The organism is Bacillus sp. ISL-75, assembly GCF_018613095.1.
Window position 1 is genome coordinate 21,563 of sequence record NZ_JAGGQX010000046.1, and the last position, 13,801, is coordinate 35,363.

Here is a 13,801-nt window from a genome sequence, read left to right on the forward strand (position 1 = left end):
ATAGCACTTTCATTATTCATAAAAGAACACTTCTACATATTGGTATAATTTTCTTTTAGCGTCATTTCCATGAACCCCAAAGGTATTACCAATTATTTTGACATATTCACTAATTGTGATACCAATGTTGTGCTTATTCATCCACCATGCTTTTGGATCATAGGAAGTATCACTAGAAACATAAATTAGCTCATTATTGCTATTCTTATAAACTTTATTGAAATTATATTTTACCCTCCTCATATGGAAATCAGATGAGACTAAGATTGCAGAACGGTAATTATACTTTTTCATTATTTTCTGTACATAAACTGCGCTTTCATATGTGCTATCTGCCTTATCCTCTAATACTAAAGAATTCCTTGGTAGAAGTGAAACAGCCTTTCCCCAAAGATTATCTGCCAATCCATTTGATACGATGATTTTACTTGCATACCCCAACTTATAAAGCTCAATTCCTTTTTCGAGACGCCCTTCCCCTCCACTCAATACAACAATCACATCTACTTCTTTTGGCTCTTCATTAATCACCAGATATCTTCCTGCGAAAAATAGGACAAGAATAAATACAAGTACCACTAACAAATAAAGTGTATATCGAAAACTCGTTTTTTTATTGATAGTATTCAGCGTACCTTTGCCTCTATTTTGTGGAGACCTAATCTTTGAATGTAACATTTTTATCTCCTGTAATAATCTTTTTATCTTCCAAATAGATAATAAAGGGAATTATTTTTTCATCGCATTAAGAGTTCTTTAACATAAAGGTTTGTCTTTAAACAGTTGCGTGTTCAATAAGGTCATAAATTTCTCCATAAGAATGTCTTCTATCAAATTTTTCTTCCGCCAATCTCCTTGCATTTTCCCCATATGCCGCACGTAAACCTTTATTATTATAAAGCTGTTCAATTAGGGCGGCTAATTTCACAGGATCTCCTGGATTGTAGTTATAGCCAATATTTTCTACCGTCACCATGTCCATAAATTCCTTATTTAGGCTGCTATTTAATACTGGTAAACCTGCTGATAAAAAATCTCCAATTTTGTTCGTAATACTTTGTTGAGCACCTTTACTGATTGCATTCGCTGCAATATCTGAACTTACTAAATAAGGAATCATTTCCTCATATTTTAAATGACCCATAAAATTCACAGGTGCACCCAGCTGATTGGCCAGATTTTCAAATTTTGGTTGTAATGGTCCGGACCCAAATACTTTAAAAACAATATTGGGTATCCCTTTATTTTTTAGAATAGAAACTGCACGAATCACTGTCTCCAGGTCATAACTATAGCTGATAGTTCCGATATAGGTAATCCAAAATTCATTAGGATCTTCCTTTACTTGCTTTTCCTTATAGGAATCAAAAACGCCTAGGTCTGTTCCGATAAAGACGGGTAAGTAACTTCTGGCATTTATATTGACTTTATTTACTCGCTGTACATAACTCTTAGAAACACCTACAACATAATCTGCTAAACTATAAATTTTATTGGCATAGACTGTAAGTGGATATAATATGACATCAACCAATACCTCTGGTAGAGGGATAGCATTTTTGATTGCTTCTGGCCATACGTCCTGAATATCCATCACAAATGGTATCTGAAACTTCTTAGCATATCTACCAACAATAAAAGCAGCATCCATCATAGGATAGGCACAATAAATCACATCGGGTTTTTGCTTAATGTTTTTTAAAAAAAGCGCAAGTTGTTTCGAAAAATGTCTATGGCTTTGAATTCGATCGATACCAATATTCTTTTTGTACCCTAGTTCATCTATCATGACGATATTATACGTAAGACTCCTATTGATATTTTCTATTTTAGTTTTATCTCGAAAGTTTTTATCACTGTGCTTAAAATTACTCGTAAGTAAAGTGACCTTATGACCCTTGCTGCTTAATTTGTCTGCAATATAAGTAAATCTATTAAATCCTTTTTCCCCTGGAAGTATTGTAAAGGGAGCGACTAAAAGAATCTCTCTATTATTTGTTAACATCCTTCCACTCTCCATCCGACATCAGGTTAGCTGTACTTTTTAGACAACTACTTTCATAGTTTCTCTAGATTGATTGGTCATAAACAACAGTATTTCCTTTAGTGACCTTCTATCTAGATGGTAATAATTATCAAGTAGATCTGAAATTTTCGTAACATCTAAAGTCACTGATTTACCAACGAAGATTTTTGGATGTACCTGATAGTCCTGTACTTCATTTTTATTTAGAATTTCTTCAAATAGTTTCTCACCTGGTCTTATTCCAGAATAAGAAATTTCTATCTCATCTTCTGAATAGCCGGATAAGCGAATTAAATTTTTAGCTAAATCAACGATTTTAACTGGCTCTCCCATATCAAGCACAAAAATCTCCCCACCTTGTGCTAGTGCTCCAGCCTGTAAAACAAGTCTAGATGCTTCAGGAATGGTCATAAAATATCTTGTCATTTGAGGGTCGGTTACTGTTACAGGACCGCCTTTCGAGATTTGATCCTTAAACAAGGGAATAACACTCCCCCTGCTTCCCAATACATTACCAAATCGGACTGCCACAAATCTCGTATTGCTTTTTCGATCCAGCTCTTGAACAATCATCTCAGCTATTCTCTTCGTAGCACCCATCACACTTGTTGGGTTTACTGCCTTATCAGTAGATATCATGACAAAAGTCTCAACACCATTTTCCCCTGCTGCTTCTGCTACATTTTTTGTACCTATCACATTATTCTTAATGGCTTCTTCTGGATTTCTCTCCATTAATGGTACATGCTTATGAGCAGCTGCATGAAATACCACCCTTGGCCTATATTCATTCATAATAGCGAAAATTTTATCCCGGTCCGTAATATCTGCAATTTCAGTAACAATTTCAATTTTATTACTTAAAGAGGATTTTAACTCCATTTCAATCGTATAAATACTATTCTCTCCATGGCCAAGCAGGATAAGTTTTGAGGGTGAAAACTGAGAGACTTGACGGCAAATTTCGGAGCCAATCGATCCACCAGCACCAGTTACAAGTACAACGCTGTTAGTAATATATTTTTCAATCGATTGTGTATCTAATTCAACCGCCTCCCTGCCCAAAAGATCACCAGGTTCTACATTGCGTATTTCATTAACAGAGACCTTACCAGTAACTAAATCTTCAAACATTGGCATCATTTGTGTATTAATCTTGGTTTTGGTGCATTCCACATAAATATCGTGCAACTCCTTTTTATTAAGGGACGGAATTGCAATAACGATATTTTCAATCTTTAGATCTTTGACCGCATCATCAAGTTTGTTTAAGCCTCCATGTACTGGTATTCCTATAATTTCAAGGTGTTGCTTTTGTTTATCGTCATCAATAAATGCGACAGGAATTAGTTCACCGTTACTTTGCTTTAATTGTCTTGCTACAAACATGCCAGCAGATCCAGCTCCAATAATCAGCGTTCTCTTCTTAACTTTATTGTTTCCTTCCAAGTGCTTACCTTTATAAATCCGCCAAGAAAACCGAGACCCGCCAATTAAAAACAAATGCATCATCCATGTCGTTGTTAATATTCGAAAATAAACTTGCTGACCAATAATATATTGAATAATAGCTGCAGTGATTACTGAAAAGGTTACGGCTTTTAGAACGGTTACCATCTCATCAACACTTGCATACTCCCAAGCACTTTTATACAACTTATATTTATAAGCAAATATATGATGACTTAAAAGTAAGGTTGTTGATACAAGAGCCAATGGCATAGTGGGGACTACACATCCTGAAAACAAAAGAAAACTGCATATATAAACGGATGTGAACACTATTAAGGAATCAACAACTAATAAAGAAACCAACCGTTTATGAAAACTCATGATTAGACATTCCTTTCCGATTCTTTTCAAAAGGCTTATATTCAGCTAACTTTTTCGATGAATATAAACAGAGGTGCAAAAGTTAGATTTCTGCAATTTTACAAAGAATCATCCGTTCTTATTAACGAACGGATAAATAATAGAAATTCGCTATATTACTAGAAAAAACCTTATTTCAAAGGGATTTTTTCCTACTAACTCGGGAGCTGGATGGAAATATAATTTTTTCTCCTATGATGAGTGATAAATGATTCAATTGTTTGAATAACCCTTGTTTGCTCTTCTTCCGTCATGTTTGTCCCTGAAGGTAAACAAATTCCTCTTTCAAATAAACAGTCAGAGACGCTCAAGTAGTTGGAATGAGGATAGTATTTAAATTGATTTAATAATGGTTGTAAATGCATTGGTTTCCAAATTGGTCTTGCTTCAATATTTTCTTTTTCTAGCGCCTGAATTAACTCAAGTGGAGAAAACAATGGTTGTTCTGAATCTATAAATAGAGTGGTTAGCCAGCGATTATGACGTGTCCCTTGATATTCCGGCATAAAAACAAACTCCTTAAAATGACTTAATTCGCGAACGTATCTGTGAAAAATAGCTTGTTTTTGTTCCACTCTTTCCTCAATAGCCGCTAGTTGAGCAATTCCGATTCCCGCCAAGATATTACTCATCCGATAATTGTAGCCCAACTCACTGTGCTGATAATATGGTCTGTTGTCTCTTGCTTGCGTAGAGAGAAACTTCCCTTTTACAAGTGCCTCCTGGTCATTTGAAACCAACATTCCCCCACCCGAGGTAGTAATAATTTTGTTTCCGTTGAAGGAATACACACCAAATTTCCCAACCGTTCCACTTTTTCTCCCTTTGTAGATAGCACCAAGTGATTCGGCAGCATCTTCAATAATAGGAACCTGATAAAAATTACAAATTTCTACTATTTCATCCATTTTCGCATTCTGCCCATAGAGATGGACGACTATTACTGCTTTGGGTAGGCTTCCTTCTTCTTCCGCATCCAAGAATGCTTTTTTCAAAGCTTTAGGCGACATATTCCATGTATCAAATTCTGAATCAATAAATACAGGTTCAGCTTGTTGATAAAGAATTGGATTTGCACTCGCCACGAAGGTAAGTGTGGAACAAAAAACTTTATCACCAGTTTTCACATCAAGTAATCTTAATGCCAGATGGATGGCTGCCGTACCCGAACTTACCGCTAGAGCACCTTTGGCTCCAACATATTGGGATATATCCTGTTCAAACCTGTCTACATTAGGACCTAAAGGAGCAATCCAATTTGTTTTAAAGGAAAAATCGATGTATTTCTGCTCATTGCCGGTCATATGTGGTGACGAAAGATAGATCCTCTTGTTATTACTCCCCATAAACTCACATCCACTCCTAAATGAAGTAATTTCTATTAGACTATATAAAGGCTAAGGTTATTGTTTACTAAGAAGATTTTGTATAGCCAAATCCGGATGTCTGTACAAAGGAAAATAACTTTCAGTAACAGGCAGGCTATTAACTAGTTCTTGATAAATTTCCTCATTACGGATTCTTTTTCCAATGTAAAAAGGCAAATCCCCATATTTATTAAAACGCTTTTTAAAACGATATAATGTATCGTTATCTCCAGCATATCCTCCACCTAAATGTAATACTTTCTTTCCTTTAAACTTTGCCCATTCAACAACATAATGAATTAAAGAATTATTAGGTGAGTACTTTAGGTATTCTTCATCCGAACCTAATAAATGATAATGGATGAAATCACCATAGTGCATAAAAAAGCAAGACATTACGACTTTATCTTCCATCATGACTTCGATTAGTTCCAAATGATCCCGCAAAAGTTCCACATTATTTTCAAAAAAATCTCTCTGAAAATAGTAATAATCATATGCGTTTTTCTTATCCATTGTTTTATAATATAGATCCAAAAAGTTTTCTAATTCGCTTAGAGAGCGATGGACCATCGTGAAATATTCATTGGCTTTCGCCTTCCGTAGTCTATTTCTGTTTTTCTTATCAAAATTAGCCCATATTTCTTCTAACTCCAAAGATAAATCAACGTAAATGGTATGACGGTTTAATGTAGCCTCAATATCCTTATAATCCAAGTCATTCCGAATTAATGGATGAAATCTAACAAACTCGGAAATAATATTTTTTTGAAAACAAAAGGAACTAAATGAATCCTCAAATTGTCTGTATAATTGTTTTTTAATGGACTCGTCCTTCGTATTAGTAATTGGGCCTCCATAACCGTATGGAGTTGTTATATCATACAAATCCCCATATTTTTTTCTGACGTCATCTGAATAGGATAAGTCATTAAGCCCTCTTAATAAAAACGGGTAATAGACAAAATTCTCTCCATTTTCATATATAAAGAGATGCGCTTTCCCCTCCCCATTTCTCTCATAAATTTCTAGATATTCCGGTGTAAAATATACATCTTTACTTTCTGTCTTTTCTAAAAATTTGTGCCAAAACTCTTTTTCACTTAAATCAAATGTTTTATAAACCACCTTAAGTACCCCCATTAATTCCTTTTAAAAGAGTTCCATTCGACCCATTTTCACGATAACCAATCGAAAATAGATGTCGTTTTTATCATATTTACTTAGCTAATCTCTATATTCATCCTGTTGCTTTTACACGCCAATGTGAACTCGGAGTGGTTGTAGAATACTTCACCGGTCAATAAAAGTATTTTCCGTTTTGAGTCAAGCTGTAAGAGGCAGCTTAGTAGATCATGATCATTCAAGGCATTAGAATCCGTTAATCGATAGAATTGATTTTTAATTTTACCAATATGATAAACTCCCTCTCTAGTTGAACATGTAAACATAGAAAAATCATATGCATCATGCTGGGCTTCAGCATTAGGATAATTCTCTATATAACATTCGTAAGTGGAGTGAGAACGTGCTGAAGCAAGCTGTCCCCCAACATACCAGTATGTAGAATCATTTCTAACAAAGCCGATTTTTTCATACCAACTGATAGCTTCCTCGTTATGATTAAAAACATCTAAGGACATCTTATATTTCCCATATTCATCCAATAGATGGTATCCGTGTTTTACTAAAAGCGATTTTCCAATGCCAAATCTTTGATATTCAGGGAAAACATAAATATTATTTAAAAAAATATCCTCTTCAAAAATACGCCATTCTGTATAGCCGGCTAAACGGTCATCAACAAATGCCCCAAAAAGTTTCACACGTCGATTTTTCTCGGGAACCGCAAGCAAGTTTTTTATATATGCCACATAACCTTCTGAACTAAAAATAGTGAGTGGAAAAATGTCTTTGTTCATTCCGGACTTAATCAGCTTGGGAATAAGATAAGCATCTTTAATTTGTAAAGGTTCAATCTTTATATTCATTAGTTTTATTCCACCTCTTGAAGACTAAGCTTTCATCTGTCGTTCCACATCAAAATCTAACATTTGTTGATCAGGTACATTAGCAATCCCGTCACGTTTTAAAGTTTTACTGATTGTCTTGAAAATAATCCTCAAGTCCAAGCCGAAAGACAGGTTTTCTACGTATTTAACATCTAATCCCAATCTGCTGTTCCAATCTAACTGGTTCCTGCCCTCCACTTGTGCATACCCTGTAATTCCCGGCCTTACAGAATGACGTTTTCTTTCTTCTAGAGAATAGTAAGGCAAGTATCGAACTAAAAGTGGACGAGGCCCAACCAAGCTCATGTCACCTTTCACCACATTTAGTAATTGTGGTAACTCATCCAGACTTAAGCGTCTTATCATAAGCCCAACTTTTGTTAATCGAATAGAATCCGGTAAGTCATTTCCAGTTTCATCCTTTTCATTTGTCATTGTTCTAAACTTAAATAAAGTAAAAATCTGCTCATGATATCCCACTCGTTTTTGTTTAAAAAGAATCGGGGAACCTAATTTCACTCTGACGACAATTGCAACACCAAGCATGATTGGGCTGAAGAGACACAATAGGAGTAAACCCGCAAAAATATCAAACAATCTTTTCATTATTACCCCCTAGTCCCATTCAATATATATTGTTATTTAGTTCTTAAAAAAGAACAATCAGGGAAAAGAACTGCTTTTTCAAGGGTTAAAACAATACAATGATAAATACCTTTATTTTGCAATTACAATAGGTATTTCTATAGAACGACTTTTTTTCCTAAATACCGCTTTTCTTAAAAATTTAGCCATAGGCTTTTCGATAACTAAATAGACCAACGAGGATGAAATAACTGTTAATAGGATCACGATTATCATTGAAAAAAAGTAGCCTAGTGAGTCGATTAAATTTAACTTCATCAAAATTAAGATATACAATTGCAGAAAAGGTCCATGGGCAATGTAGATTGAATATGAAGCGTCTCCTAGGAAAGAAAGCACTTTTGGGACTTTTCGATTTCTCTTGTCTTTTTCAGAAATACCAAGCATCATAATCATGGAAAATAGACAAAAGAATATAGGGGCCTGCATCTCAATTAAACTGTATATATTATTGATCCAAACACCTAAATATCCCAACATACCTATCAATATCAACAAGGATGAATATTTAAATGTATAGTTGAGAGTCAGATGTGCTACAAGACATCCAAATATGATTTCTAAACTGCTAAAGCTGATAAAAAATGAATTATCTGGATAAGGAATTATATGTAGCTCTATTAATATCGTAGCCACGATCCAACATAAAATGACTGGTTTAAAGATTACTGGTTTGAAAATATAAGCCGTGAATAAGATATAAAAAAACATCACATGACTAAGTGACCATGTTGAAGCAAGAATAGGATTTGTTGGTAGGATGAGCATTGACTTAATAATAATCTCCCAAGAATATGCCCCATCCATTGAAGGGGAAATAAATGAACCAGCAATCGCTAATAAGGTAAACATCCAATATAACGGGTAAATTCTAATTACGCGCTTCAAGAGAAATTCAGTTGTCTTTCCTGGAACACCAGCTTTCTTATGGTAAAGGTAATAAATCATAAACCCAGTTACGATAAAAAAGAAGTCAACACCGCCAGTTCTTTCCCATTCTCCCATGTGAAACCAGTCGTACTTAAAATCGGTATAAAACAAAATATTTACATGACCTAAGAGCACAAATAAAATTGCTACTGCCCTTGAAATTTGTACATACGAAAGCTTCCTTCGTTCATTAGCCAATTACACTCCTCCCTGTTTATTGAAAATCAATGCGGTGCAGTTATTCTAATACTAATATGTTTTTGAATGTTTCTTAAAAGCGTGTAATGAATAATTAGCAAAATACCATAAAGCGGCAGCGATATTGATTTTCTGTACCTTCCTATACGTATTCCATGTTTTCTGAGCGGATTTTAGTTTGTTACTTGAGAGTGAATGTACGCATTTTCTATAAATAGCCAACTCCTCATTCAATCCATATGCGTGGATACCTTTTGAGAGAATGGAAAGCCAAAGCCCATAATCTTCAGAACAATCTTTTTGCAACGGCATTTGTACTGCCCCTACTTTTCTTTTATCCAACAAGACGGTTAAAGTCCCAATCATTGTATTTTTCAATAGACTTTTATATTCTAGCTTAGGAGGGGCCCGAAATACGACATCAGTTTTATCACCGTTTTCATTCATAATCCTGTAATCAGTATAAGAAAAAGCAAGATCATTTTTTTCCATAAACACTACCTGCCGCTCTAATTTTTGAGGTAGCCAAAGGTCATCACTATCTAGAAAGGCAAGATAGTTTCCCTTTGCAGCAGCAATTGCTCTATTTCGTGCATTGGCAGGTCCGCTATTTTCTTTAAGTTCAAATAACTTGATTCTAGAATCATGAACCATTTCTTGCTTTACAATATCAACCGTGTTATCTAACGAGCAATCATCTACAATAATCATTTCCCAGTTTGTAAAGGTTTGCTCTTTAACTGAATGAATGGTTTCAGTAATAAATTTTGAAGCGTTATAAGTTGGAGTGATAATTGAAACAGCCGCTTCTGTTGAGTATTCCATTTTTTTTACCCCACTCTCTCCACTTTGTATACTTTGAAACGACTCTTCAGACCTCAAAAAGTAAGACTTTCTAATGATTAATTACCTTGTTTTGTTCAAGATTTTTTAGTAATTTCTGGTTGAGAATATTATCTTCTTTTACCCCTTGAGCTTGCTCACGTTGAAGAACAACTCTGATCGTTTGCAATAGGATTTTCAAATCCAGCCAAAACGAATAATTGCGAACATATAGTAAGTCAAAACGTAATTTATCATCTACAGGAGTGGTATAGTTTCCTAACACCTGTGCTAAACCTGTTATTCCTGGCTTCACGGTTAATCGATAAGTATATTCAGGGAGTTTTTGTTTAAATTGATTAATGAAATATTCTCGTTCTGGTCTTGGTCCTACTAAGCTCATTTCCCCCTTTAGTACATTTAATAATTGTGGAAGCTCATCCAAACGAACCGCCCTTATGAACCTTCCAATTAAAGTAATTCTGGGATCTCTATCTGTGGCTAATACTGGTCCTGTACTCTTTTCTGCATCTTGAATCATACTTCTAAACTTATAAATCCAATATGGATTTCCATTTAGTCCTATACGTTCTTGTTTATAAAGAGCAGGTCCTTTAGAGGTGAGTGGGATTAATAAAAATAAAATTAATAAAAAAGGACTAGCGATTACAATAACAATTGACGATACAATCACATCAAACATCCGTTTATAAATTTTTTGACTTACGCTTAAGATTGGAGGTTTTATCGAAATGACGAGCATATCATCTATTTGCTGTGTGCCAGCACCCAGAATCGACAATTCAAATAATTGTGGTACCACCAATATTTCTTTCCCGTAATTGATACATAAGCCCGCAATTTCCTCTTTATCCTCTCTGCTAATAGTGGGGCTAAGAAGGAAAAGATCTCCCTTTTTTACGTAGTCATGGATAAAACTTTTTTTAGCTAGGGGAATAAATCCCGATATTTCGAACCACCCTTTGTTATGATTTAAGAATTTGTCAGCTAAATACAGTCCTGTTTTTGAATCTTCACCGATAATATAGACTTTCTTCTTACCAAATATTTTTTTGTTTAAATACCAAATACATACACGCGTACAGATTAATAGAATCGTTTGAATAAGAAATGCTTCAAAAATAAAGCTTTGCTGAAAGGATAGATAAGGTGTCCATAGTGAAACCATTGAGATGAAACCTGAGAAGACAACCATCGATAATATAATTGAATAGACTAAATGCTGAATACTTTTTCTGCGCCAATCTGCATATAGTCCATAAAGATAAAAAACAAAAAGTGAGGAAACCGAAAGTACAATTAACCAAAAGTAATCGATGTTCACCCCCTTACTAGGGATTGAAAATAAATATGAGAACCAATTCGTCATGAAAAATCCTACAGATACTAACGTGATATCAACGAAAGCCAGAATTTTTACATAAGTCCCTCTATAGTCTTCATTCATTTCATTTCTCCTTTTTATTTATATTTACTTTAAGAAATCGATATTTAAGGGTGAACAAAGCCAACAAAACCTTTTTCTAATTGGATAATGACTAATACAAGTTGTAATGTAAGAAGATTAGTTACATTTCCAGTACTCCTGTAAAGTATTACTAACCATTTGATCTAGTGAAAAATCCTCTTCTACTTTCCTACGGGCATTTACAATACATTGATTCAGAACTTGTTCTTCAGATTCTATATATATAATTTTCTTACAGAAGTCATCTACTGAATGATTATTTATGAGAAAACCAGTTTTATTTTCAATAATAGCTTCCTTAATTCCACCTCGATTAATAGATATGATAGGGGTACCAACTGCCATAGCTTCTAAAATAACCATTGGAAATACTTCTCTATAGGACGTTAAAAGTAAGAGATTCATACTTTTTATAAATTCCTCAGGATTATGAACGATACCCACCATCTTTACCTTATGAGAAAGATTTTGTGAGCGTATTAGGTTGTTTAGTTTTTGGTATTCTGGACCATCTCCTGCAATAAAAAACATGAGATTCGGAATGTCCCGAAGCTGATTGGCAATATTAATAAATAGCTCATGATTTTTTTCTTCTGATAATCTTGCTAATATACCAACATTGAAAAATTCCCCTTTTTCTTTTCCATGGAAAACAAACTGTTTTAAATCAACTCCATTGTAAACTGTTGTAATTTTGTTAGGCTTTATTCCGGCCTTCACAAGGTTAAATTTTTCAAAGTCACTTACTGTGATGATTCTTTCTACATATTTATTTAATAAATATGAGAACAAAAATCGACTTTTCTCCTCAAGAACAGTTACATTATGCTTGGTATAAACAATCTTGAAGTTTTTTTTAGTCAACTTTTTAATAAAGATACAATACAGAACCATCCTTAAACTATTCGCGTGAATTAGATCTATTTGTTTATCAATCAATATCTCTTTCAGCTTTTTTATGTTAAGCAAATGCTTAGTTCTACTTATTTCACTAAAGTTATTTTTATGTTTGATTTTCTCGTACAGCTCTCCTGAACCGGCAGCAAAGTGAAAATTTATGTTAGGGTCCTGTAATTGATTCTCCAATTTACAAAAATACATTTCTGCTCCGCCGAAAATCAGCTTATCCGTAATGACTAAAATGTTCATGCTTTGCATCACCTCCTTTAAAACTTTAATTCAACTTTATTCTTTGTTTATGGGAAGTTAAGACAGGGAGAGGATCTGTCTTCTTCGCTTCAGTTCGTAATACCTGCTTCTCATTATGCAAATAAGTAGATAATATCGCTAAATACAAAAAAAATATATCGTTAATAATCACCGAAAGGAAACCCATTTGAAGTATAAACCCGATAAAGGTAAAGAATAGATAGGGTTTATTTTTATGTGTCCTACTTTGTATTAATTGAACAAACACTAAAATGATAAATAAACAAAAGCAGGAAATTCCTAATAAACCGGATTCTGATAATATCTCTAAAAATGTATTATGAACTTGAAGTGTATCTCCAAATTGAAATGAATTGTAAGCAGGAAAGTTAAATGCTCCAATTCCAACATATTTGTGTGAAGCAAAAAAATCCCAGGCCCTTTCCCACAATTCTAACCTCCCGCTTCCACCATCCGAGGACATGTCTTCAATTCTCGATTCTAAAATCCCATATATATCGAATTTCAAATGAACGATTGCAATATACAAACTAACCGATAAAGCAGCTACGATACCAACTAGCAATTTTAACCGTTTTAATGGATTATCATTCAAAATATAAATAAAGAAGATAAAAGCCATTATTAAAAGCCCGCCTCTTGAAAAAGTCAATAAATTCGTAATGATACAAAGGGTTAAACCAATTTTGTTTTTTAAAGAATTAGAATTGCATAAGTAATAACAAAAAAATAGAGTATTATACAGAACAAAAAAGTTAGGATCCTGTACCAACCCGATTAATCGGGGGTAATCCCGATCTAACATCACTCCGAATTCATATATTCTGTCGCCCTCGAAAATAAAGCCCACACTTTTTAATCCGATAAAATAGAGGACTAGGCTAGCTATATTAAAAAAAAGTCCTACATCTGAAATCGCCCTTTCAATCACCAAATTATTTGACCTTGCAATAATGGATTTAATAATAAAATAACAAGAAATATATAGAACTATCCCTATGAAAATTCTAATACTGGAGGCTGGATATAATGAAAATGCTCCAGTAAAGCTATACATCAAATAAAATAACAACATCGCTACTTCAAACAAGTGAAGCCTATAGAAGTAAAATGAGCCGATATGGATGAATAAATATATAATAGAAAAGACCAAATACGGTTTTATGGCAAACCCCACATAAATATAGTAATTTGCAAGAGTTACCAGTAAAAAGAGAAAGAAGATTGTGAAGCTGTATTTTTGAGAACTTGGAGATATATTATCGTCCAT

At 34.0% G+C, this 13,801-nt stretch carries 12 protein-coding genes; all 12 read right to left on the bottom strand.

Annotation, left to right across the window (positions count from 1 at the left end):
* Positions 1–12 precede the first annotated feature (12 nt).
* Positions 13–531 carry a YdcF family protein gene (locus tag J7E63_RS18640; protein ID WP_215015042.1) on the bottom strand — a complete coding sequence of 173 codons (519 nt, stop codon included), beginning with the start codon at positions 529–531 and terminating at the stop codon, positions 13–15.
* A 244-nt stretch (positions 532–775) separates the two neighbouring features.
* Positions 776–2,005, bottom strand: a complete 1,230-nt coding sequence (locus J7E63_RS18645; protein ID WP_215015044.1) for a glycosyltransferase family 4 protein — start codon at positions 2,003–2,005, stop codon at positions 776–778.
* A gap of 39 nt (positions 2,006–2,044) precedes the next feature.
* Positions 2,045–3,859, bottom strand: coding sequence for a polysaccharide biosynthesis protein (locus J7E63_RS18650; RefSeq protein ID WP_215015046.1), 1,815 nt, complete (start codon positions 3,857–3,859; stop codon positions 2,045–2,047).
* A gap of 194 nt (positions 3,860–4,053) precedes the next feature.
* The gene (locus J7E63_RS18655) at positions 4,054–5,244 is read right to left on the bottom strand and encodes an aminotransferase class I/II-fold pyridoxal phosphate-dependent enzyme (protein WP_215015048.1); all 1,191 of its coding nucleotides are present in this window, start codon (positions 5,242–5,244) and stop codon (positions 4,054–4,056) included.
* A 57-nt stretch (positions 5,245–5,301) separates the two neighbouring features.
* Positions 5,302–6,393, bottom strand: a complete 1,092-nt coding sequence (locus J7E63_RS30210; protein ID WP_215015050.1) for a GNAT family N-acetyltransferase — start codon at positions 6,391–6,393, stop codon at positions 5,302–5,304.
* 95 nt (positions 6,394–6,488) lie between these two features.
* Positions 6,489–7,256 carry a GNAT family N-acetyltransferase gene (locus tag J7E63_RS18665; RefSeq protein WP_215015052.1) on the bottom strand — a complete coding sequence of 256 codons (768 nt, stop codon included), beginning with the start codon at positions 7,254–7,256 and terminating at the stop codon, positions 6,489–6,491.
* Positions 7,257–7,280: 24 nt separating this feature from the next.
* The gene (locus J7E63_RS18670) at positions 7,281–7,883 is read right to left on the bottom strand and encodes a sugar transferase (RefSeq protein WP_215015054.1); all 603 of its coding nucleotides are present in this window, start codon (positions 7,881–7,883) and stop codon (positions 7,281–7,283) included.
* 111 nt (positions 7,884–7,994) lie between these two features.
* Entirely contained in the window at positions 7,995–9,050 is a 1,056-nt protein-coding gene (locus tag J7E63_RS18675; RefSeq protein WP_215015056.1) for an acyltransferase family protein, read from the bottom strand.
* 51 nt (positions 9,051–9,101) lie between these two features.
* On the bottom strand, positions 9,102–9,875 hold the full coding sequence (locus J7E63_RS18680; RefSeq protein WP_215015058.1) for a glycosyltransferase family 2 protein: 774 nt from the start codon (positions 9,873–9,875) through the stop codon (positions 9,102–9,104).
* Positions 9,876–9,945: 70 nt separating this feature from the next.
* Positions 9,946–11,340: a sugar transferase gene (locus tag J7E63_RS18685; protein ID WP_215015060.1), complete on the bottom strand. Its 1,395-nt coding sequence runs from the start codon at positions 11,338–11,340 to the stop codon at positions 9,946–9,948.
* A 117-nt stretch (positions 11,341–11,457) separates the two neighbouring features.
* Positions 11,458–12,510, bottom strand: coding sequence for a glycosyltransferase (locus tag J7E63_RS18690; protein WP_215015062.1), 1,053 nt, complete (start codon positions 12,508–12,510; stop codon positions 11,458–11,460).
* 25 nt (positions 12,511–12,535) lie between these two features.
* On the bottom strand, positions 12,536–13,801 hold the full coding sequence (locus tag J7E63_RS30360) for an O-antigen ligase family protein (RefSeq protein ID WP_215015064.1): 1,266 nt from the start codon (positions 13,799–13,801) through the stop codon (positions 12,536–12,538).